The organism is Streptomyces sp. NPDC059224, from assembly GCF_042754285.1.
Classification (GTDB): domain Bacteria; phylum Actinomycetota; class Actinomycetes; order Streptomycetales; family Streptomycetaceae; genus Streptomyces.
On the sequence record NZ_JBHZAN010000004.1, the window covers coordinates 171628 to 194439 of the forward strand.

Here is a 22812-nt window from a genome sequence, read left to right on the forward strand (position 1 = left end):
CACCTCCCCCCCCACGGGCGGCCCCCCCCCCCCCGCACAACCCCCCCCCGCCCCCCCCCCCCACCCGGTGCCGCCGGCGGCGGGGGGGCCCCCCCCCCCCCCCCACGACAGCTCGCGGGGCTGGCGGCTCGTGCAGACGTGATACTCAGTCATGCAGGTTTCACCGGTGTTTCACGCATATCCAATCACCGCTTGCCTCTTGACAGCTACCCGTCACCATCGTTTAACTCCTGGCCAACGCCGCAGTCACAGCACTCGGCGGCAGAGGTACGCCCAGCCGGTAGCTGACCACGCGCCAGGAGTCCGGACTGAGTCGCCAGGACCTGGACCATGTCGGTGTCCGAGGCGGGGACGTACCCACCATGTTCTGGGGCTTGGACATGATACGTATCCGCAGTTCCGCCGCGGGCCACCCCACCCGGTCACACAGCGCGTCAACGGTGCGCCGACCGTCCCTCTCGCTCCGCGCCCGACGCTGAGCACCGCCCCACGGCGTTCCGGCCGCCCGATACCGGACGCATCCCTCACGCACGGCGCGTGTCCCACAGCTCCACACGGGAGGTACCCATGTACGCGGTCACCCGCAGCGCACAGCCGCCGCGCCGTGACGTGCTGCGCGCCGGCGCAGCTCTGGCCACCACGGCGGCCGCGGGCCTGTCGGCCTCCGGCTGCGCGGTGGGCAGCGACGACGGCGTGAGCGCCGACGGCACCGTGACGATCGAGATGTGGCACGGGCAGACCGACACCGGCAAGAAGGCCCTGGAATCCCTGGTGGCCTCGTTCATGCGGAGCCATCCCCGTATCCGGGTGGAGCTGGGCGGCGGAGTGCTCGCCGACGCGATGCTCCAGAAGGTGACGGCCGCCCTCGCCGCCGGCTCCTACCCGGACATCGCCTACGTCTTCGGCTCCGACCTGGCGAGTGTCGCCCACAGCCCTCAGGTCGCCGACCTCACGGACATGGTCGGTCATGCCGGCACGCCCTGGACGAACTACTGGGCGCCGGCCCGCCAGGCCGTGACCGTCAGCGGCCAGGTACGCGCCGCGCCCGCGATGCTGGACTCGCTCGCGGTGGTCTGCAACCGGAGGCTCTTCCGGCAGGCCGGCCTGCCACTGCCCGAACCGGGCTGGCGCTGGGACGACTTCGTCGCCACCGCCAAGGCGCTGACCGACAGCGACCGCGGCCGCTTCGGCACCGGCTGGCCCGGCGTCGGCGACGAGGACACCGTCTGGCGCATGTGGCCCCTGATCTGGGACCTCGGCGGGGACGTCGTCGCCGACGACGGCAAGCACATCGGGTTCGGCGACACCGGGACCCGTGCCCTGGAGGTGGTGGCCGCCCTCGCCCGGGACAAAAGCGTCTACGTCGACCCGAAGCCGGGCAGCGAGCAGATGTACCAGGTCTTCCTGTCGAACCGGATGGGCATGGCCGTCACCGGACCCTGGCAGCTCCCCGACATCCGGCAGGCGGAGATCGACTACCACGTCGTCCCGCTGCCCACCTTCTCCGGCCGGCCGGTGACCATCAGCGGACCCGACACCTGGACGGTGTTCGACAACGGCGCGGCCCGCACGAAGGCCGCCAAGACCTTCGTGAGCTGGCTGATGCAGCCCGCACAGGACGTGCACTGGGACATCGACGCGGGCAGCCTCCCGCTCAGCCGCCGCACCCGCGACCTGCCCGCCTGGCAGCACCAGGAGAACGACACCGAGGGCCTGGACGTGTTCACCAAGGCACTGGACTCGGCCCGGGTACGCCCCGTGCACGCCGCCTACCCGCAGATCTCGCAGGCCCTCGGGCAGGCCGTCGTCGCCGTGCTGCTGGGCCGGAGCAGTCCCGCCCAGGCCTTGCGCTCCTGCGCCGCCGACGCCAACGCCGCACTGCTCATACCCCGCTGAGGAGATCCGCCGTGTCCCGAGTGCCCACCCCGATCACCCTGGCCCGGCCCCCGGACAACCGGCTCGCCCTGCGCCGCAGACGGGCCGCCGAGTCCGCGATGGCCTGGACGTTCGTGTCGCCCGCGGTCCTGATCATCCTTGGTCTCAGCGTGGTGCCCATCATCTGGTCGCTGCTGCTGTCCTTCCAGGCGGACGACCTCGTCACACGGAGCCGCTGGGTGGGCCTGGACAACTACCGCGCCCTCGCCCAGGACCCCCACTTCAGCCAGGCGGTACGCAACACCCTGCTCTACACCGCGCTGTACGTGCCGGCGAGCATGGTGGTGGGGCTGCTGCTCGCCCTCGCCCTGAACCGGCGCATCCGCTTCGTCGGGCTCTACCGCACCCTGTTCTTCGTCCCGTTCGTGATCTCCTCCGCTGCGCAGGGCGTGCTGTTCTCGTTCATCCTGGACGCGCAGTTCGGCGCGGCCAACGCGGTACTGCACTACCTCGGCATCCCGCCGCAGGGTTTCCTCAACGACCCGTCCCAGGCGCTGCCCGTGCTGGTCGCGATCAGTCTGTGGAGCGGCACCGGCTTCTGCATGGTCATCTACCTCGCGGCGCTGCAGGACGTACCCGCCTCGCTGATCGAGGCGGCCCGGCTGGACGGGGCCGGCCGCTTCCGGATCCTGCGGCACGTCATGCTGCCCACGCTCAGGCCCGTCACGGTGTTCCTGCTGCTGTGGCAGACCATCGAGGCCCTGCAGACGTTCGACCTCGTGTACGTCACCACCAAGGGCGGACCCCTCGGATCCACCACCGTGATCGTCTACTTCATCTGGGAGCAGGCCTTCAAGAACGCCACCGCAGGGTACGGCGCCGCCTCGGCCTACGTACTGGCCGCGGCACTGGGCCTGATCGGCCTGATCCTCCAGATCGCCCGCCGCCGAGTCCGGGGAGCCACCGCATGACCGCCGTCTCCGCCCCGCCCGAGGCCGCGCAGGCCGCACTGGCCGCCCGGTCCGCAGTTGGCCGGCGGCGCCGACGACTGCCTTTCAGCCCCTGGCACCTGCTGCTCGCGCCGCTGGCCCTGCTGTTCGCGGTGCCACTGATCTGGCTGGCGCTCAGTTCGGTGATGAGCAACGCGGAGATCAACCGCTTCCCGCCGGCGCTGTGGCCCTCCCATCTGGACCTGGGCGGCTACCGCTATGTGCTCGGCAACGCGATGTTCCCCCACTGGTTCGCCAACTCGTTCGTCGTCAGCCTCGTCACGGTCACCGCGAACCTCGTGCTCGGCACCCTGGGCGGCTACGCGTTCGCCCGGATGCGGTTCGCCGGCTCCCGGCTGCTGCTGGGCCTGATGCTGGCCACGATGGCGATCCCGTTCCAGCTGACGATGATTCCCACCTTCCTGGTGATGAAGCAGCTCGGCCTCATCGACACCCTCGGCGCGCTGATCGTACCGTCCCTCGTCACGCCCTTCTCGGTGTTCCTGCTGCGCCAGTTCTTCCTCTCGCTGCCTCGCGAGCTGGAGGAAGCCGCCTGGATCGACGGCTGCTCACGGCTGCACGTGCTGTGGCGGATCGTGCTTCCGCTGTCCCGGCCCGCCCTCAGCACGGTCGCCGTCCTGACGTTTCTCAGCACCTGGAACGACCTGACCTGGCCCCTGATCGCCGTCAACCACGACACCCAGTACACGCTCCAGCTCGGCCTCACGACCTTCCAGGGACAGCACCACACCCAGTGGGCGGCCGTGATGGCCGGGAACGTCATCACCGTGCTGCCGGTCCTGCTCGCCTTCCTCGGCGCGCAGAAGGCGTTCATCCAGTCCATCACCTCCACCGGTCTCAAGGGCTGATCCCGCTCGTCTCCGACCCACCACTCAGGCAGGAACACCTCAGTGCCGCACGCCACCGACATCCGCGAACCCCCATCCCCCCGTGCCCACGCCGGTACGACCGCACAGCCCCCGCGGGACGACGTCCTCGCCCGCCCTTCCGAGACCGAGGAAACCCCGGTATGACCATCCCCAAGATCGCCTTCATCGGCGCAGGCAGCGTCGTCTTCACCCAGGGACTGCTCGCCGACCTCCTCGCGTTCCCCGAACTGAAGTCCGCGCGCATCGCGCTGCACGACATCGACACCGAGCGGCTGGCCACCGCGCACGCCGCTGCCGTACGCATCGCCGACACCCTCGGCGCCACGCCGGACGTCACCGCGGACACCGACCGCCGCAGAGCCCTGGCCGACGCCGACTTCGTCATCAACATCGTGCAGATCGGCATGGGCGAGGCCACCCGGACCGACTTCGAGGTACCGGCCCGCCACGGCGTGCGCCAGACCATCGGCGACACGCTCGGCATCGGGGGTATCTTCCGCGCCCTGCGGACGTTCCCGTTCCTCAGGGATCTGGGGCGGGACATCTCCGAGGTCTGCCCGCAGGCCTGGCTGCTGAACTACACCAATCCCATGGCCATGAACGTCCAGTACCTGACCCAGGCCACCGGCCTGACCCGAGTGGTGGGTCTGTGCCACTCGGTGTACTGGACGCTGCGCGATCTCGCCGACCTGGTCAAGGTCCCCTACGAGGAGATCAGTTACCACGCCGCTGGCGTCAACCACCAGGCATGGGTGCTGCGGTTCGAGCACCAGGGCCGGAGCCTGTACCCGAGGCTGGACGAACTGATCGCCTCCGACGACCAGTTGCTGCGCAGGGTCCGAGTCGACATGTACCGCCGGCTCGGCTACTATCCCACGGAGACCAGCGAGCACTCCTCCGAGTACGTTCCCTGGTACCTGCACCACGACAGCGAGGTCGAACGGCTGCGGCTGCCGATCGGCGAGTACCTCAAGATCGTCGACGAGAACGTCGCCACGTACGAGAGGACCCGCGACGCGCTGGCCGCCGGGACACCGGTCGCCGTCGAGGGGACGATGGAGTACGCGCCCCAGATCATCCACAGTATGGTGACCGGCACCCCGCGCACGGTCTACGGCAACGTCCCCAACCGGGCGCTGATCGACAATCTGCCCGCACACGGGACCGTCGAGGTGCCGTGCCTGGTGGACTCGCTGGGCGTCCAGCCCACCCGCATCGGCTCCCTCCCGCCCCAGCTCGCGGCACTCAACCGCACCTACCTGAGCGCGAACGACCTGGTGGTGCGGGCGGCGATCGAGGACGACCCGCGGCACATCAGGCACGCGGCGATGACCGACCCCGCCACAGCCGCGGCCCTGCCGGTCGAGGACATCTGGCGCCTTTGCGACGACATGGTCACCGCTCACGGCGAGTTCCTCCAGCCTGGACTGCGCGCCCGTCTGGGTTCGTGAGCGACCGCGGGCGGTGGGCCACCGGCATGCCGGACCACCGCCCGTGCCAGGTGCCGACGGCCCGGGGAGAATCCGCGCCGGCGGCCGTGTCCTCGTCCCGCACGGCCGGTCTCCGTCGTGGCCGACCGGGGAGTTCTTCCCGCGCCGGAACTCCGGGAGGTTCGCCGCCGTCACCCCACCGGTGCCGTGGGACCGGGCGCGCTCCTCACGACCCGAGGGGCGGGGCCGTGCTCTGTCGCTCCACCAAGTGCGTGGCCAGCTCGATACGCTGGGCGGCCTTGCCGGCCTCATCAGGGCCGAACAGCATGCGGGACGCCTCCTCGGCCATGCGCCGAAGAGGCTGGTGCACCGTGGTGAGCGGCGGGCTCGACCACTGCGCGAGCGGCACGTCGTCGTAGCCGACCACCGACAGGTCCTCTGGTACGCGCAGTCCTTTGACCCGGGCCGCCTCCAGCACGCCCAGCGCCTGAAGGTCGCTCCCCGCGAAGATCGCCGTCGGCCGGTCCGGCCCGTCCAGCAGGCTCATCGCGTGCTCGAAGCCGCCCTGCACATGGAAGTCGCCGAAGCGCACCAGCCGCGGGTCCACGTCCAGGGACGCCATCGCCATGGCCGAGCGATAACCGTCGAGGCGGGCCCGTGAGCACAACATGTCCCCGGGTCCGGTGACGATCGCGACCCGCCGGTGGTTCTGTGCCGTGAGATGCCGGGTGGCCGCGAGACCGCCGGCCCAGTTCGCCGAGCCCACCGAAGGCACGTCGGGGTCGGGGTCGCCCGCGGGGTCGACGACAACGAAGGGAATGGCCGCCGACCTGAGCCGCTGTCTGACGTCCTGGGGAAGCGTGGAGAAGACCAGGACGACGCCCACGGGTCTTCTTCGCAGCACCCCTTCGAGCCACTCCGGTCCGATCGCATGCCGCGTGCCGCTCACGGTGAGGACCACGGTGGCGTGGTTGTCCCTCGCGACCTGCTCCACCCCCTTGATCAGCTCCATCGCCCAGATGCTCTCCAGCTCGTGGAACACCAGTTCAACAAGGGCGGGCCGGGACGGCGTCCGAGGCCGCCGACGGTACCCGTGGGTCTCCAGAGCTCTCTCGACCTTGGCCCGAGTCACCGGGGAGACGTCCGAACGACCGTTGATCACCTTCGAAACTGTCGGCAGCGAGACGCCGGTAACTCTCGCCACCTCGGCCAGGGTCACTCTACTGCTGGTCTTGCCTTCCTTGCCCATGTCCGCAGGATATAGGCGCGCAACGCCCGTAACGGTTTGAGCCAGTGCGTGCATGACTGTTGACCGAGCCTCAGGCCTGTCCTAGTGTCCCCAGCGCATTGACTTTCGGTAATGAGGCCGAAACTTTCGAAGGGCTCCACACGATGAAGACACGCGCGCGCTTGCCCAGACTGGTCGCCTGCGGTGCGACGCTCGCCCTGGCGCTCCCCCTGGCCGCCTGCGGCAACGGCAACGACCAGTCGTCGAGCGACGGCAAGATTCACGTTCTGGTCTACGGGGACGCCAGCAACAGGGTCGAGAAGCAAATAGTCAGCACGTTCAACAAGACGTCTGACGTCAAGGCCGTCCTCGACACCATCCCTGGGGCCGACTACCAGCAGAAGCTGCAGACGATCATCAACACCCCGCAGGCCCCGGACATCTTCTTCAACTGGGGCGGCGGCAGCATCCAGCCGTTCGTCAAGGCCGATCTGCTGCTGCCGCTGGACGGTTTCATCGCGAAGAACCCTGACCTGAAGTCGAAGTTCCTGCCCGCGGTCTTCAACAGCGCCGTGGTCGACGGCAAGCCGTACGGCGTCCCGATGCGCGGCACCCAGCCCGTCCTGCTGTTCCACAACAAGAAGGTCCTCGAGAACGCGGGGATCACACCGCCCCAGACCTGGGACGAACTGCTCACCGCGGTCAAGAAGCTCAAGGCCCAAGGTGTCACCCCGATCGCGCTGGGCGGCGGCGACAGGTGGCCGACCCTCATGTGGTTCGAGTACCTCTACGACCGCATCGCCGGACCGGGCCTGTTCCAGAAGGCCATCGAGGGTGACAAGTCGGCATGGGAGAGCGCCGACAGCAAGAAGGCGCTGAGCATGCTCAGGGACCTCGTGGACGCCGGCGCCTTCGGGAAGAACTACGACTCGGTGAAGTACACCAACGGCGCCTCGCCGGCACTCCTCGCCTCCGGCAAGGCCGGCTTCGAACTCATGGGTTCGTGGTACTACGCCCAGCAGCAGACGGACGCCAAGAGCTTCGCGGAGAAGGACCTCGGCTACACGTCGTTCCCGACCATTCCGGGCGGCAAGGGAGACGCCGCCGACGTCGTCGGAAACACCAACAACTTCTACTCGGTGCTGCGGAAGACCAAGTACCCCGATGCCGCGGCCAAGTTCCTGAAGCTGATGTACTCGGACGAGTTCGTGAAGGCGCAGCTGGCCATCGGCAACCTGCCGACGACCACGAACACCGAGTCCTTCCTGGCCTCCTCGGCCAACCCCGACTACTCGCGCTTCCAGTACAACCTGGTCGCCAAAGCTCCCGCGTTCCAGCTGTCCTGGGACCAGGCGTATCCGCCGGCCGCGGGGACTCCGATCCAGCAGGCCGTGCAGCAGTTCTTCGACGGCCAGCTCGACGCGGACGGCTTCATCAAGGCTATGCAGGCACTTCCGAGCGAATGAACGGCTCATGACTACACAGATCACGAGCACCCAGCCCGCCGTCGGGTCCCACAAGGAGACCCGGCGGCGGGCGACCGGCTCGTCAACAGCAAACGTGGCGAGACCCGGCTTCGGCTGGGCTCTGCCCGCCGCCCTGTTCTTCGCCGTCTTCGCGATCGTTCCGCTGATCATGGTCGCGGTGCTGTCGTTCATGACCTGGAACGGGCTCGGGTCGCCCCAGTTCGTGGGCATGGACAACTGGTCACGTCTCCTGGACGACCCCGTGATGCTCAAGAGCATCTGGGTGACCCTGGTCCTGACCGCCCTCGGCATCCTCGTACAGACACCACTCAGCATCGTCCTGGGCGTCTGGGCCGCCGGCTACCAGCGCAATCGCGCCGTGCTGTCCGTCATCTACTTCGTCCCGCTGCTGCTGTCGGGCACCGCGGTCTCCGTGCTCTGGCGAGCTCTGCTCGACCCCAATTTCGGCATCCCCGCGGACGCCACCTGGCTGTTCGGTGACGGGAACCTGTTCGGCAAGCAGGTCACGGCCATCGGTGTGCTGGCGTTCGTGAGCACCTGGCAGTTCACCCCCTTCCACACCCTGATCTATCAGGGTGCCGCCCGAGCCGTCCCGCAAGTGCTCTACCAGGCCGCGGAGATCGACGGAGCGGGGCGCTACCGGCAGTTCTTCCACATCACGCTGCCGCAACTGCGCAACTCGATGATCACCTCGGTGATTCTGATGACCGTCGGTGGTCTGACGACGTTCGAGACCGTCCTCATCCTCACGCAGGGCGGACCCGGCACCGACACCACCATCAGCGCCTACTACATGTACGAGAAGGCCTTCAAGGGGTTCGATTTCGGCGCCGGTGCCGCCATTGCCCTCACCCTGGTCGTGGCCTCCACCGTCATCTCGCTCATCGTCGTGCGGGTGTCGGGCTACGACAAGATGCGCAGCACCATGGAGGGAGTGTCATGAGGCGCCGCCCCAACTACGTGGCCGGCGTCGGATCCGCCGTCTGGCTGTTCCTGGTCGGACTGCCGCTCTACGTGATGCTCGCCGCAACCCTGCGCACCCGCGGCGACTACGCCGCGAACGGCCCCGTGTCGGTGCCCGACAGCTTCACCTTCGACAACTACCTCAACGCGTTCGACACCGGCTTCGGCCGGTACTTCCTCAACACGATCGCCGTCACGGCGGCCGTGGCCGGACTGGTACTGGTGCTCGTGCCGCCGCTCGCGTACGCCATCGTCCGCAGCCGCAGCAAGGTGACCTCACTGGTCTTCCGCCTGTTCCTGCTGGGCCTTGCCATTCCGGCCCAGGCCGTGATCGTGCCGATGTTCTACCTCATCAGCAAAGCAGGGCTGTACGACAACCTGCTGGGCGTCATCCTGCCGACAGCGGCCTTCTGCCTGCCGATGTCCGCTCTGATCCTCAGCGGCACCATGCGGGACATCTCTCCCGAACTGTTCGAAGCCATGGCGGTGGACGGAGCGACTCCACGGCGCATGTTCTTCCAGTTGGTCGTTCCCCTCTCGCGCGGAGGCCTGTCCACGATCACCGTGTTCTCGGCGCTCCAGGCATGGAACGGGTTCCTCTTCCCGCTCGTGCTGACCCAGTCCGAGTCGACCAAGGTGATCACGCTGGGTCTTTACAACTTCCAGACCGAACACGGCATCGACATCCCCGGCCTTCTCGGCGCCGTGATGCTGTCCATGGTGCCCGTCCTGCTCATCTACCTGTTCGCCCGTCGCGCCCTGGTCCAGGGCCTGATGGGCGTCGGAGGAAAGTGACCGCCACGTGGCTGTAGAGACCTCCCCCCCGACCCCTCCGTGGAACGATCCGGCCCGACCCCTCGCCACCAGAGTGGCGTCCCTGATCGAGGCCATGACCCTGGAGGAGAAGACGGCCCAGCTGTACGGCGTGTGGGTCGGCGCCTCCGCCCAGGGCGACGAGGTGGCTCCCCATCAGCACGACATGGAGGAAGCCGTCGACCTCACGGCGCTGATGCCCACCGGGCTGGGGCAGCTGACCCGGCCCTTCGGAACCGCGCCCGTCGACCCCGCACTCGGGGCGCTTTCCCTGCATCGCACCCAGAGTCGCATCGTCGCGGCGAACCGCTTCGGAATCCCCGCTCTCGCGCACGAGGAGTGCCTGGCCGGCTTCGCGGCCTGGGGGGCCACCGCCTACCCCGTCCCGCTCTCCTGGGGCGCCACGTTCGACCCCGAGACCGTGCGCCGCATGGCTGCGGCCATCGGTCGTGACATGCGCTCCGTCGGCATCCACCAGGGACTCGCGCCGGTCCTCGACGTAGTGCGCGACGCTCGCTGGGGTCGTGTGGAAGAGACGATCGGCGAGGACCCCTACCTCGTGGCCACCATCGGCACCGCGTACGTGCAGGGTCTGGAGTCGGCGGGAATCATCGCCACCCTCAAGCATTTCGTGGGCTACTCCGCGTCCCGCGCGGGACGCAACCTCGCTCCCGCCGCGATCGGGCCACGCGAGCGGGCCGACGTCCTGCTGCCTCCGTTCGAAATGGCCGTACGGGAGGGCGGCGCCCGCTCCGTCATGCACGCCTACAACGACAACGACGGTGTACCCGCCGCCGCTGACAGGCAGTTGCTGACCGGCCTGCTCCGTGACACCTGGGGATTCGACGGGACGGTCGTGGCCGACTACTTCGGCATCGCCTTCCTGAAGACCCTCCACGGTGTCGCGGCAGACTGGGCCGGCGCCGCGAGCACCGCCCTCACGGCCGGCGTCGACGTCGAACTGCCCAGCGTCAAGACCTTCGGTGAACCACTCGTCCAGGCCGTCAAGGACGGCCGGATCCCGGAGTCCCTCATCGACGGTGCCCTCAGTCGAGTTCTCCACCAAAAGGCCCAGCTCGGCATGTTGGACCCCGACTGGGATCCGGTGCCGGCCGCATTGCGCGGCACCGATCTCGACGACCCGGACGCCCTGCGCGGCAAGGTCGACCTGGATCCTCCCTCGAACCGCGAACTGGCCCGGGAGATGGCCGAGAAGGCCGTGGTCCTCCTCAGCAACGACGGTGTGCTGCCCCTGGCGGCGCCGCGCCGCATCGCCCTGGTCGGTCCCAACGCGGCGGAAGCCACCGCCGTACTGGGCTGCTATTCGTTCCCCATGCACGTCGGCGTCCAGCACCCGGACGTTCCCATCGGCATCGACCTGCCCACCTTCCACGCCACCCTTGCGGCCGAGTTCCCCGACGCGGACATCACCCTTGCCCACGGTACGGGCATCGACGACGGCGACCTCTCCGGGATCGACGCGGCGGTGGACGCGGCCCGCGACGCGGACCTCGTCATCGCTGTCCTGGGCGACCGCGCGGGCCTGTTCGGGCGTGGCACCAGTGGCGAAGGCTGCGACACCGAATCCCTCGTTCTCCCCGGCGCCCAGCAGCAACTCCTCGACGCGCTGCTCGACTCCGGGCGTCCGGTCGTCACCGTCCTCCTCGCGGGCCGGCCCTATGCCCTCGGTCGCGCGGCGGACGAATCCGCGGCGCTCGTCCAGTCCTTCTTCCCCGGAGCCGAAGGCACCCGGGCGATCGCCGGCGTGCTCAGCGGCCGGACCAATCCCTCCGGGCGCCTGCCCGTCAGCGTGCCCCGGAGTCCCGGCGCCCAGCCGACCACATATCTCGGCGCCCGCCTGGCCCAGGCCAGCGATGTCTCCAACATCGACCCGACCCCGGCGTTCGGCTTCGGCCACGGACTCAGCTATACGACCTTCGCCTGGAGCGACCTCACGGTGGCGTCCCGGCAGGCCTCGACCGAGGACGAGTTCACCATCGCCTTCACCATCCGCAACACGGGCGACCGGGCCGGCACCGAAATCGTGCAGCTCTACCTCCACGACCCCACGGCCTCCGTCGTCCAGCCGGTACAGCGCCTCGTCGGCTACAGCAGGGTGTCCCTCACGCCGGGCGAAGCCCGTCGTCTGCACCTGACCGTCCCCGCCGACGTCGCTTCCTTCACCGGTCATGACGGCCACCGCATCGTTGAGCCGGGCGACCTGGAGTTCCGCCTGGCGTCGTCGAGCACGGCCGCTCACCTGACGGCGACGGTCACCCTGACCGGGCCCGTCCGTGTCGTGGACGAAACCCGCCGGTTCCACGCCACCTTCGTCCAGCAGCCCGTTCACGACGAATGAGCCGGAACTGAGTGTCATGCTCTTGCGGAACGCTCGGCCGGGGAATCCCGGCCGAGCGTTCCGGTGCCCCGGTCCGTATGCGCTACCGGGCGTGCCACTCTCTCGCGCTGGCCGTGTAGACCGTACGGCGGGCGCGGTTGAGGTTGCCGAGCGGGCGGAAGTCCGCGGGGGCGTGCCAGGGGTTGAACGCGAGTGCGTCGACGCGGTCGCGGGTGGCCCGGCCCCTATGGCCGGAGAGATCCTGGGCGGGAATCGTCAAGGTGGCGACGTGGTGCCAAGGCGAGTCGTCTTCCTTCCACTCGACCGCCCCGTCCTCGATCGGGGTCAGTCCCTCGCTGACGTACTTCTGGACATGGAGGGCGAAGTGCACCGGCGCGTTGTTCAGCCGGTCGGCGAAGTCCGCGCGCAGTCCGTCGGGCGAACCCGGCGGGAGGGCGGACGCGGGGCTCGCGGCTCCGGCCGGACTGAGGCGAAACCTGACGGGTCCGGTGTCCCCCCACAGCACGGCCCCGCGGCTCCAGTAGGACTCCAGGGCGAGGCTCGCCGACGGACGGTTGGCCTGCCTGAGGTTGTCGAGGATGCGCGCAGTCTCCGCACGGCCGAACTTTGCCACCAGGCGCGCCCGGACCTGGTCCTTGGGACCGGCTCCGATCTCGGCGATCTCCACGAACTGGGTGGCGTTGCGGGCGTGGGAGACCGGATAGCTGGTCATGAGCAGGTCGTGACGACTGCCGTCGGGAAGAGTGATCTTCAGTGCGGCGCCCCGGAGATCGGGACTGCCGTCGGGGCCGGCGACACCGCTGGCGTTGGACAGGCGGACGACGGCCGGCAGCCGCGCACCGGCGGTGAAGTCGCCGGCGCCGAGGCCATCGGGCAGATCGGCCCGGAAGGCGAGTTCGGCGTTGTCCACTCCGACGACGATCTTGGCGTGGAAGGTGCGGCGGGATACCCGCGAGCCGGATTCCCGCCTATTGGTCCGTTGGAGGCCGACGACGATGTCCGCCAGGTCCCGGAAGTGAGCCTCCTCGGCCTCGGGTGAGCCTTCGAGGTAGATCTCACGCCAACCGGGTGACGCCTCCGCGGCGGCCGACGGATGGTCGTGGGTGCCTGTCATCGTGGGTCTTCCTCTTCCGTCGGCGCGGTTGTTCAGATGAGCCGGGCATTGTGGGCGGCGGTGTCGATGACGTCGTCGAGTCGGCCGGCGAGGATCTGCCGCGCCGCGCTGAGGGTGAATCCGGCGGCGGTGCGGGCGGGTACGTGGGCCGGGACGGTGAGCGCGTAGGGGTCGACGAGGACATCGACGACCACGGGGCCTCCCGTGTGCGCCAGCGCGGCCGCGAGGCCGTCCTCGACATCGTCGGGGTCTTCGATGCGGATGCCTTTGGCACCCATGGCCTCGGCGACGGCGGCGAAGTCCGGATTGGCGAAGTCGGTGCCGAACGGCACGAAGCCGGCTTCCTGTTGCTCGATCTTGACGAAGTCCAGGCCGCTGTTGTTGAAGACGATGTGCACGACGGGCAGCCGACGCTGTACTTCGGTCAGGAGGTCCCCGAGCGCCAGCATGGTGAATCCGCCGTCACCGCACAGCGCGATGGTCTGCCTGCCCGGGAAGGCGAGCTGGGCACCGAACGCACCGGGTGAGGCGGTGGCCATCGACGCCCAGGAGAACGATCCGAACAGCCGGCGTTCTGGGCCGTACTTGATGTGCCGGGCGGCCCAGATGACCGGGGTCCCGGTGTCGGCGAAGAACAGCGCGTCGTCGTCGGCCAGGTCGCTGAGGGTGGCGGCGAGGAACTCGGGCCTGATCGGTGTGATGCGCGGGCCCTTGTCCGTGTAGTGCTGTGCCTTGCGATGGAATCGCTCGGTCTCCTCCACGCAGCGGGTGAGGAACCCGCCGTCGGGTTTCGGCTCGACCAGTGGCAGCAGCGCGGACACGGTGGTCCGTACGTCGCCGGTGACCCCCAGCGACACCGGTACCCGGCGGCCCAGCCGTTCCGGGTTCCGGTCGACCTGGATGATCCTGGTCCCGCGGTGCGGCAGGAAATCGCTGAAGGGGAAGTCCGTGCCGAGCATCAGCAGCACGTCGGCGTTGTGGAGTGCGTGATGACAGCCGCCGTAGCCGAGGAGTCCGGTCATCCCGACCGCGTTCGCGTTGTCGTGTTCGAGGAACTGTTTGCCCTTGAGCGAGTACCCGACGGGCGCGCTCAGCTTTCCCGCGAGTGCCGTCACCTCGGCGTGCGCGCCGGCGCAGCCCTGGCCGCCGAAGACCGCGACCGTCGCCGACGCGTTGATCATCTCGGCCATGGCGGCGAGGTCCTCCGCGCAGGCCGGTGCGCGCACGGGGCGAGGCAGCCGGATCCGGTAGTCGTCCTTCCGCGCGGCGGCGGCCGCTATGTCCCCGGGCAGTGCGACGACGGCGGGACCGCCGCGGGTCACGGCGGCCGTCACGGCCGAGGTGACGACCGTGCGGAGCTGCGCGGGACTGACCAGTCGGCCCACGTACACCGATGCGGGTGCGAAGAACCGATACGGATTCAGCTCCTCGACGGTCTCGGTGTCCATCAGGCCGGTTTCGGTGTCGCCGGCCAGGACGATGACGGGCACCCCCTCCTTGAGGGCGTCCAGCATGCCGTTGATCAGGTGTGCCACCCCGGGACCGGCCGTTCCGCACACCGCGACGGGACGGCCGGTCAGCTTCGCCTCGGCGACCGCGGCGAAAACGCCGAACTCCTCGTTGCGCACGTGCACGAAGTCCACCTGGCCGTTGCGACGCATCGCGTCGACCACCGGGTTGAGCGCATCGCCCACGATTCCGTAGCAGCGCCGCACGCCTGCGCTGACCAGCATCTCCCACAGACCGTCGGCCACCGTCCTCGACATGGCGGGGGTCTCCTTTCTCGTCGGGTCTCGTCGGCCGCCGTCAGCGTTCGCCGGTCGGTGCGTCGAGGATTCCGGCACGCGGGTTCAGGGCCCAGTCGAGGACGTGGTCGGCGACGACTTCCCATCCGGGCTCGCCGCAGGTGAAGTGATCGCGGCCCTCGAAGAGGGTATGGGCGGTGACCGCCGTCGAGTGCTTCGCGTTCTTCTCGTAGTTCTGCCGCTGGACGGCGGGAGGCAGGATGTGGTCGCTGCCACCGGAGACGAACAGCAGCGGCGCCCTGTCGTCATCGGAGAAGTCGAAGGTCGTGGTCGCGTGCGGGGTGACAGCCGCGAAACCGCCCTGGAAGAGGATGCGTGCCGGCGTCGGCACCGCGTACCGGTCGTAGGCCCGCCGGGAGTCTTCCTCCTTCAGCGTGTTGGTGAAGGCGTAGTGGAACTGCCCGGGCGTCAGGGGAACGGCCCGGTGTACGTTCGCCGGGTCCTTCAAGACGGGGAAGACGGAGCGGAGCTCGGAGAAGGGCATCGCGTTGACGCCCTTGACCGCGGCGCCGTCGATCGACACCCCGGCCGCGCCGAGCCCGGCGCCTACCAGGAGCTGAGCGAACGTCCCGCCGAACGAGTGACCCATGATGATCGGCGGAGTATCGAGTTCCTCGATGACCTGGGTGAGGTGGTCCATCACCTCGCGCACCCCGACACCGGCGACGGCGGAGGCGTCCTCACGGAGCGCTGCCACCCCCGCCTCGCCCGGCTCTATCCCGGGGTACCCGGGCGTGAGCACGGTGAAGCCCCGCTCCTCGTACCTGGTCACCCAGTGCTCCCAGGCGAGCGGAGTCATCCACAGGCCATGGATCAAGACGATCGTCTGCGGCGCAGAAGTCATGCCGGCGTCCTTCCGTCGGTGCGGCAGCCGCCCGGGTGGGCACCCGGCGGGTTCGGTCCTGCCGTGGTCAGCATGTCCGCACACGCGCTGTGCACGGGCCCAACGATCGCGGCCCCCGTCGTGCGTGGTGACTCACCACGAGACCGGCGGAGTCGATGGCCTCGACGGCGAGCGGTACCCGCCACGTGCCACCGTTGCCCGGTCCGCGGCCGGACCGTTTGCCGAGAACAGGACCCGGCGGCGCGACCGCCGCCGGTGGTTCTCACGCGTGCCTGACGGGGGCGGCCGCCCGAACGGTGTCCTCCCAGACCACGGCGAGCCGGGCGAGTTCGCGATGTGCGTGCCGGTCGAGGTCGAGGCCGGACAGCCTCTCGATCCGGTTGATGCGATAGAGCAGGGTGTTGCGGTGGGCCGGGAGCGCCGCGGCTGTCGCCGTCCGGTTGAAACCGTGCCCGGCAAGGCTCCGCAGTGTGTGCGACAACGCCCCGGAGGGGTCCTCTGTGTCCAGCGGGCCGAGAACCCGCCGCACGATGTCTTCCGCCAGTCGCGGGGAGTTGGCGAGCATGAGTTCTGTCAGGTAGTCGTCCACGAGGATGCGTCCACGGCGTCCGGCCCGGCCCGCGAGAGTGACGAGATCGTGCATGTTGCCGACGGCCTCCGCGAGCGCGCGGTCTCCGGTGACCGGCTCAGCGGCAAGGATCAGAGTCCTGTCCACGAGGAAACCGCCCCAGTCGAAGTCCGGCCCGGTCAGGCCGGCCACGCGGTGCCCCTCCGCGTAGGCGAGTGCGCCCGTGGACCGGATGCGCGCCGCCAGGCCCGCATGGGCCGCGGCCGAGCCACCGTCGATGGCCGCGACGAAGGGACCGTACGGCCCGGCAAGGTCGAATCCCAGACGCTCAGCCCTGTCCAGGTCCTCGATGGTCGTCGCCGCCCCGGCACAGATCCGTGCGAACAGTGTCGCAGCACGGGAGTTGCCGTCGGCGGACGGCAGGTCCCGTTGGTCGGCGAACGCCCGCGTGACCGTCGTCAGGGCGACGTCGAGGAACGCCCACGGAACATCGAGGTGAGGCAGGAGACAGGTTCCGCCCTCGGGCGGGACGGCTTGGAGCACGGTGCTTCGCACCGCCCTGGCCGTCCCACAGCAGGCACGTATCACAGCCTCGGCACCGACTCCGTGCCGTGCTGCCTCGCGCGCCGTCTCGTACAGGTCCGACAGCACGTTCTCGTCGGGCCCCTGCCCGTTCAGCAGCCAGTTCCTGACCAGTTCGAGGCTACGACGGATGATGTCCCCCATGACTCCCGGCGGGCAGCCGCGTCCGGCTATCCGGCCCGCCGGAGTGCCGCTCAGCTCGCAGGTCACCTGTCGCACCAGCAACTCGCTGTCGAGACCGTGGAGAATACTGCGCAGCCGACTGACCACCGCGGGCCCGACGCCGGCCCGTGGCATGTCGTGCATGAGTGTTACCTTCCAGCGGCTCGGTGCCGTCCGGCGTTGGCCGACGTACGGCGGAGCGGGATCCGGGACGCCGACGGCCGGTGGCGGGCCGTCGCTCGGGGTTCGATGATGTCCTCCGGTACGCCGTCGTGTGCGATGCCGGCCGGTGAGCGAGGGGGCCGGGCCGAATTCGTCGTCGGTGCTGACACGGTCCGGCGTGGACCGGGGAGGAGACGCCGGCGCACCGCCGTCACAGCATGTCCGGTGGAGGGAGCAGGAAGTTCCACGCGCTCAGCACACCGCTCACGAACGCCACCAGCGACGCGGGCAGCAGCACGTACAGCCCCGCGGGTGTGCCGGATGCGACGACCGCTCCGCTGACCACCAGCAGCAACATGACGACGATGCCGGTGTCGCGGCGGTCGAAGACGCCGGCCGGCCTCTCGTCGGCAGGCGTCGGAGCCCGCCTTCGCCGCCCGATGACGAACAGACTCAGTCCACCGCACAGCCCCGCGGCCATGAGCTCGGCGCCCACCGCCCGGCCGGGCTGGCGAGGCGTCAGCAAGACCGCCGCCATGACCAGCGGCGCGATGAACAGCACGAGGGTCTGCGCCGCGATCGCCCGCAGACCCGGATGCCTGGCGATCCGGTCCGCGTTCAGGGACACCGCGACGAACAGCAGGCCGGTGAGCGCGCCGCTGGCACCACCCGTCATCACGCCGAAGCTCTCCCAGTCAACGACACCAGCCATGTCCTCGTACTCTCCCGTCCTCAACGGCCGCAAGCCTGTCGGCACTTCTTCCACGGCCCTATCGGGCCGCACACCGGTGACCGCCTCCGACACGGCCAGGCCGGGACCACGGTCGGCAGGTCGTGCGGACCGGCCCGGGGCACGGACTCACTTCCGTGTGTGCTTCCAGCCTCGTCATTGAACGCCCTTCGGTCTTGTGCAGGGGCACGAAGACGGGGCGTGATTTCGGGAGTTCGCCCACCACAGGCATCGCTAGCTTCACGGCATGAACAAGAGTCCCCTCGCCCGCCTGGGCGGTTCCTGGACGTGGCACCTGCTCTACGGGCTGCTCTCGATCGCCGCGGGCGTCACCGCGGTGTCGTGGCCCGGTCCCACTCTGGTGATTGTCGCCGTGATCCTCGGTGTCCAGCTGATCGCCACCGGGCTCTTCCGTCTGGTGGGATCCGCAAGCCTGGGAGAGACGGGCACCGCCCGCACGCTCACAGCGGTCCTCGGAGTGGTGAGTCTGGTGCTCGGGCTGTACGCCGTCCGGCACATTCTCATCACCGTGCTCGCGCTGGGGCTGTTGGTCGGGGTCTACTGGATCGTGGACGGCTTCACTGCCGTGTTCGCGGCGATCGACCACCCGGGTCTGCCCGGACGAGGATGGATCGTCTTCATCGGGCTTCTCAGTGTCCTCGCGGGCCTGACCTTGCTGGTCCGGCCGGAGTCCTCGCTGCTGACACTCTCCTTCCTCGCCGGACTGTGGCTGATCATGCTCGGCGCCATGCAACTCGGTCTGGCACGCCGGATCCGGTACCTCGACCGACCGGTCTGATCCTTCCCCCGCACCCGATGTCCCCACCCAGCCCCCGGAGTTGATCCAAGCGGCACGCCGCCCGCGCTCCGCCTATGCGAAAGGGTTCGGATGCCGTGAGGCCGACTGCGCGTCCGCGGCCACGCCTTCCCAGATGACGGCGAGCAGCACGAGTGTCCGGTCACGCTGCTCCTTGAGCGACAGGCCCGTCAGCTTCTCGATCCGGCCCAACCGGTACAGCAGCGTGTTGCGGTGCACCGGCAGGGCGGCCGCGGCCGCCGTGTTGTCGAAGCCGTGGAGAGCAAGACATCGCAACGTGTCCGACAGGTCCACGGCTTCGGCCCGCTCCAGCGGGCCGAAGACCCGTTGGACCAACCGGTCGGAGGTTCCCGGCGAATCGGCCAGGAGCAGTTCGGGCAGGTAGTCGTCGACGCGCACCCGGCCCCGCCGCCCGGACCGGGCCGCGATGGCGATCAGCGCCCTCAGGCCGTCGGCAGCCGCCCCGAGCCGGTCGCGGGTGAGTGGCGGGTCCTGCGCCAGAATCAGCCGCGGGTCCTCCAGGAACGGCGCCCAGCCGAACCGTTCCGGCGTCAGACCGGTCACCCGCAACCCCTCGGTGAACGCGAGAGCCCCCTGCGCGCGCAGCCGTGCGGCAAGGCCGGCGTGGCTGCCGGCCGAAGCCCCGGCCAGCCGGGAGGTGAACGGCCGGTAGTACGGATCCATCAGGTCGAACCCGAGCCGAGCGGCCCGCTCCCGGTCCTCGATCGTGACCGGAAGTCGCGCGCACAGCCTGTCGAACAGGGCACGGGCACGCCGGTCGCCGACCGTCGAGGGCGCGTCCCGCTGGTCGGCGTAGGCCTGTGCGAACACGTCCACGACCAGGTCGAGGTAGTCCTCCAGACAACTCCAGACCGTGTCCCACTCCGCGAGGAGCACCGCACGGTCCTCGTCGCCGGCCAAGTCGAGCAGCGCCTCCCAGAACATCCGGACACCACGGCGGTAGACCAGGATGCTGTCCTCGATCGGCTGGCCGGCGATGGCGCGAGCGCGAAGGAACTCGTGCAGTTCGGCCCGGAAATAGTCGTCGGGCGGAGATCCGTTGATCATCCAGCGCAACAGCAACTCGACGTTCCATCGCACCACGGCCGTCCGGTCCACCGGCCACTCGAAGCTCGTATAGGCCGTCAGCTGGTCGAACCCGGCGGCCATGCGACGTACCACGACTCCGACGTCGAGGCGCTCCAGGACAGACCGCAGTTCGATGCCTGCCGTACCCGAGTCAGGCGGGAGAACCCCATTCACAGGCAGGATCCTGCCACATCCGGCCACCTCGCCACCTTCCGGAGAAAATGCTTCGCACCAGCAAACGTCAGGACGTCCGGTGCGGGGTGTGGCGAACCCCACCAGGACCGGCCCTCACCTTTTACACCCCTCGGACATTACGGTTTATATGTAAAAAATTGTACGACTTTCTCTTCCCCCCTTGACTTGTCGCGTTCTTTACGCGGAGGCTACGGACCTGTCATTCAAACCGGTTTAAACGCCGAGGCGGTGCCCCGCGCCGCCGAGCCGACACGGCAGCCCCGAGCTGCCGTGAACGCCCTGCCGTCGAACGAAAGCGGTGCGTATGTCCCGTCGACCCACCATCGGTGACGTGGCCAGCCTGGCCGGAGTCTCCCGCGCGACCGTTTCCTTCGTGCTCAACAACCGACCTGGCGTGGCGTCGGACACACAGCGCCGGGTACGTGCCGCGGCCGAGGAACTCGGGTGGACGCCGAGTTCCAGCGCCCGGGCGCTGTCCACGGGCCGTGCCCGCGCCGTCGGACTGGTGCTGGCGCGCGAGCCGGAGCTCCTCGGCACCGACCCGTTCTTCCCCGCGTTCATGGCGGGGATCGAGACGGTGATCTCGGAGACCGGTGACGGACTGATGCTGCAGATGAGCCGCCCCGAGGACGAGGTGGACACCTACCGCAGACTTGCCGCGGACCGCCGTGTGGACGGTGTGTTCCTCACCGACCTGCGCCACGACGACATCCGTCCCGCGCTGGTCGCCGAGCTCGGCCTGCCGGCCGTCGCGGTGGGGACGCCGGACTCCGGGACCGGCCTGCCGTCGGTCGGTCTGGACGACCGTCCGGCCGTGCGGGAGGCCGTGCGCCACCTCATCGAACTGGGACATCGCGACATCGCCTACGTGGCCGGGCCCGAGGAGTTCGTCCACGCCCGGCGCCGCAGCCAGGCCTGGCGCGACGCCCTCGCCGACGCGGGCCTGCCCAAGGGAACGTTACTGCCGGGAGGCTTCACGGCCGAGGGCGGAGCAGTGGCCACCCGCAGGCTGCTGCGGCAGCCGAGCCCGCCGACAGCGATCGTCTACGGCAACGACCTCTCGGCCACGGCCGGCATGGCGGTCGCCCAGGACGCCGGACTGCGACTGCCCGAGGACCTGTCCGTGGTCGGCTTCGACGACGTACCCCTCGCGTCGTACACCAACCCGTCGCTGACCACCTGCCGCTCCAATCCGGTCTCCTGGGGCAGGGCGTCCGCCCAGGCCCTGGTGGAGCTGATCGAGACCGGCAGCACCAGCGACCAGGAACTCGAGCCGGCCACTCTCGTGGTGCGCGGCTCCACCGGCCCCGCGCCGGTGCGCTGAGACACATGACCCGCGGCACGCCGATGCGCCGAAGCCCCCGGGACGGGGCGGGCGACCCACACCGGCCGGGCCGTACCGCAAAACATTCATCCAGCAAGAAACGGAACCTCCAATGAAGAAGGCCCTCCTCGTCATGCTGCCGGTGGCCGCGCTGACGCTCTCCGCGTGCGGCAGCGGCGGCTCCGACTCGGGCACCTCCAACGACGCGCACGGACCGATCACCGTGTGGTACTCCAACAACGCGCAGGAAGTCGCGTGGGGCAAGAAGATGGTGGCGTCCTGGAACGCCGCCCACCCCAAGGAGAAGGTCACCGCCCAGGAGATTCCGGCGGGCAAGAGCTCCGAAGAGGTCATCGGCGCGGCCATCACCGCCGGCAACGCCCCCTGCCTGGTCCTCAACACCGCCCCGGCCGCCGTGCCCGGGTTCCAGAAGCAGGGCGGCCTCGTCCCGCTCGACGACTTCCCCGACGGCAAGAAGTACCTGCAGGCCCGGGTCGGCGACAAGCTGTCGCAGTACGCGTCGCCGGACGGCAAGTACTACCAGATGCCGTGGAAGAGCAACCCCGTGATGATCTTCTACAACAAGGCGCTCTTCAAGAAGGCAGGGCTGGACCCGGAGCACCCCAAGCTCTCCACCTACCAGGACTTCCTCGACACCTCGCGCAAGCTGGTCGCCGCCAAGGCGGCCAAGGCGGCGATCTGGCCGGCTCCGTCGTCGGAGTTCTACCAGTCCTGGTTCGACTACTACCCGATGTTCACGGCGCAGACCGGCAAGCAGCTGGTCGAGGACGGCAAGGCGCAGTTCGCCTCGGCCGACGGCATCAAGGCCGCCGAGCTGTGGAAGACCATGTACTCCGAGCACCTGGCACCGAACGAGACGTACAACGGCGACGCCTTCGCCGACGGCAAGGCCGCCATGGCCACCGTGGGCCCCTGGGCGGTCTCCGTCTACGGTGACAAGGTCAAGTGGGGCGCCGTACCGGTGCCCACCGCGGACGGCGCCCCGGGCAAGGGCACCTTCAGCGACGAGAAGTCCATCGGCATGTTCACGGCGTGCAAGAACCGCGGGACGGCCTGGGACGTCATGAAGTTCGCCACCAGCAAGGACCAGGACGGTCAGCTGCTGGAGGCGACCGGCCAGATGCCCATGCGCACCGGCCTGACGAGCGCCTACCCGGCCTACTTCGCCTCGCACAAGCAGTACGCGGCCTTCGCGCAGCAGGCGGAACACACCATCGAGGCGCCCAACGTCCCCAACTCCGTCGAGGTCTGGCAGACCTTCCGTGACGCGTACTCCAAGGCCGTGATCTTCGGCAAGGGCGACGTCTCCGCGACCCTCAAGGCCGCCGCCGCCAAGGTGGACGAACTGGCGCAGGGCGAGTGAGC

18 protein-coding genes are annotated in these 22812 nt (G+C 69.2%); 11 read left to right on the plus strand and 7 right to left on the minus strand.

Annotated features, from left to right (window positions below):
* The first annotated feature begins 567 nt into the window (after window positions 1-567).
* The 4 genes from ACFXI4_RS06025 to ACFXI4_RS06040 all read left to right on the plus strand — a co-directional run bounded on the left by ACFXI4_RS06025 (window position 568) and on the right by ACFXI4_RS06040 (window position 5205).
* A complete protein-coding gene (locus tag ACFXI4_RS06025) occupies window positions 568-1896 on the plus strand; it encodes an ABC transporter substrate-binding protein (protein ID WP_384988507.1) in 1329 nt (442 codons plus the stop codon).
* 11 nt (window positions 1897-1907) lie between these two features.
* A complete protein-coding gene (locus tag ACFXI4_RS06030) occupies window positions 1908-2846 on the plus strand; it encodes a carbohydrate ABC transporter permease (protein ID WP_384988508.1) in 939 nt (312 codons plus the stop codon).
* A complete protein-coding gene (locus ACFXI4_RS06035; RefSeq protein ID WP_362718767.1) occupies window positions 2843-3733 on the plus strand; it encodes a carbohydrate ABC transporter permease in 891 nt (296 codons plus the stop codon). Before ACFXI4_RS06030 ends, ACFXI4_RS06035 begins: the two co-directional genes overlap by 4 nt.
* Window positions 3734-3894: 161 nt before the next feature.
* Window positions 3895-5205: an alpha-glucosidase/alpha-galactosidase gene (locus ACFXI4_RS06040; protein WP_384988510.1), complete on the plus strand. Its 1311-nt coding sequence runs from the start codon at window positions 3895-3897 to the stop codon at window positions 5203-5205.
* Window positions 5206-5410: 205 nt separating this feature from the next.
* On the opposite strand, the gene ACFXI4_RS06045 is transcribed toward ACFXI4_RS06040, so the two are convergent.
* Window positions 5411-6433, minus strand: a complete 1023-nt coding sequence (locus ACFXI4_RS06045) for a LacI family DNA-binding transcriptional regulator (RefSeq protein WP_384988512.1) — start codon at window positions 6431-6433, stop codon at window positions 5411-5413.
* A gap of 143 nt (window positions 6434-6576) precedes the next feature.
* Here ACFXI4_RS06045 and ACFXI4_RS06050 point away from each other — a divergent pair, with 143 nt between their 5' ends.
* From ACFXI4_RS06050 to ACFXI4_RS06065, 4 genes are read left to right on the plus strand one after another with little or no spacing between them, the layout of a single operon-like run.
* On the plus strand, window positions 6577-7878 hold the full coding sequence (locus tag ACFXI4_RS06050; protein WP_384988513.1) for an ABC transporter substrate-binding protein: 1302 nt from the start codon (window positions 6577-6579) through the stop codon (window positions 7876-7878).
* Window positions 7879-7885: 7 nt separating this feature from the next.
* Window positions 7886-8842, plus strand: coding sequence for a sugar ABC transporter permease (locus tag ACFXI4_RS06055; protein ID WP_362718780.1), 957 nt, complete (start codon window positions 7886-7888; stop codon window positions 8840-8842).
* A complete protein-coding gene (locus ACFXI4_RS06060) occupies window positions 8839-9657 on the plus strand; it encodes a carbohydrate ABC transporter permease (RefSeq protein WP_362718783.1) in 819 nt (272 codons plus the stop codon). Before ACFXI4_RS06055 ends, ACFXI4_RS06060 begins: the two co-directional genes overlap by 4 nt.
* 7 nt (window positions 9658-9664) lie before the next feature.
* The gene (locus ACFXI4_RS06065; protein ID WP_384988514.1) at window positions 9665-12034 is read left to right on the plus strand and encodes a beta-glucosidase; all 2370 of its coding nucleotides are present in this window, start codon (window positions 9665-9667) and stop codon (window positions 12032-12034) included.
* Window positions 12035-12116: 82 nt separating this feature from the next.
* Here ACFXI4_RS06065 and ACFXI4_RS06070 read toward each other — a convergent pair whose 3' ends face one another.
* The 5 genes from ACFXI4_RS06070 to ACFXI4_RS06090 form a co-directional block, all read right to left on the minus strand.
* Window positions 12117-13148 carry a hypothetical protein gene (locus ACFXI4_RS06070; protein ID WP_384988515.1) on the minus strand — a complete coding sequence of 344 codons (1032 nt, stop codon included), beginning with the start codon at window positions 13146-13148 and terminating at the stop codon, window positions 12117-12119.
* 32 nt (window positions 13149-13180) lie between these two features.
* Window positions 13181-14914, minus strand: coding sequence for a thiamine pyrophosphate-dependent enzyme (locus tag ACFXI4_RS06075; protein ID WP_384988516.1), 1734 nt, complete (start codon window positions 14912-14914; stop codon window positions 13181-13183).
* A 40-nt stretch (window positions 14915-14954) separates the two neighbouring features.
* Window positions 14955-15797, minus strand: coding sequence for an alpha/beta hydrolase (locus ACFXI4_RS06080; protein WP_384988518.1), 843 nt, complete (start codon window positions 15795-15797; stop codon window positions 14955-14957).
* A 262-nt stretch (window positions 15798-16059) separates the two neighbouring features.
* A complete protein-coding gene (locus ACFXI4_RS06085; protein WP_384988519.1) occupies window positions 16060-17253 on the minus strand; it encodes a PucR family transcriptional regulator in 1194 nt (397 codons plus the stop codon).
* A 229-nt stretch (window positions 17254-17482) separates the two neighbouring features.
* On the minus strand, window positions 17483-17983 hold the full coding sequence (locus ACFXI4_RS06090; protein WP_384988521.1) for a hypothetical protein: 501 nt from the start codon (window positions 17981-17983) through the stop codon (window positions 17483-17485).
* 265 nt (window positions 17984-18248) lie between these two features.
* On the opposite strand from ACFXI4_RS06090, the gene ACFXI4_RS06095 reads away from it, so the two are divergent.
* Window positions 18249-18800, plus strand: a complete 552-nt coding sequence (locus ACFXI4_RS06095) for an HdeD family acid-resistance protein (RefSeq protein ID WP_384988522.1) — start codon at window positions 18249-18251, stop codon at window positions 18798-18800.
* Between the two features lie 72 nt (window positions 18801-18872).
* On the opposite strand, the gene ACFXI4_RS06100 is transcribed toward ACFXI4_RS06095, so the two are convergent.
* Window positions 18873-20081, minus strand: coding sequence for a PucR family transcriptional regulator (locus ACFXI4_RS06100; RefSeq protein WP_384988524.1), 1209 nt, complete (start codon window positions 20079-20081; stop codon window positions 18873-18875).
* 325 nt (window positions 20082-20406) lie between these two features.
* Here ACFXI4_RS06100 and ACFXI4_RS06105 point away from each other — a divergent pair, with 325 nt between their 5' ends.
* Both ACFXI4_RS06105 and ACFXI4_RS06110 read left to right on the plus strand, forming a co-directional pair.
* Complete coding sequence (locus ACFXI4_RS06105) at window positions 20407-21426, plus strand: LacI family DNA-binding transcriptional regulator (protein WP_384988525.1); 1020 nt, start codon at window positions 20407-20409, stop codon at window positions 21424-21426.
* A gap of 112 nt (window positions 21427-21538) precedes the next feature.
* The gene (locus ACFXI4_RS06110) at window positions 21539-22810 is read left to right on the plus strand and encodes an extracellular solute-binding protein (RefSeq protein ID WP_362714994.1); all 1272 of its coding nucleotides are present in this window, start codon (window positions 21539-21541) and stop codon (window positions 22808-22810) included.
* Window positions 22811-22812: the final 2 nt, after the last annotated feature.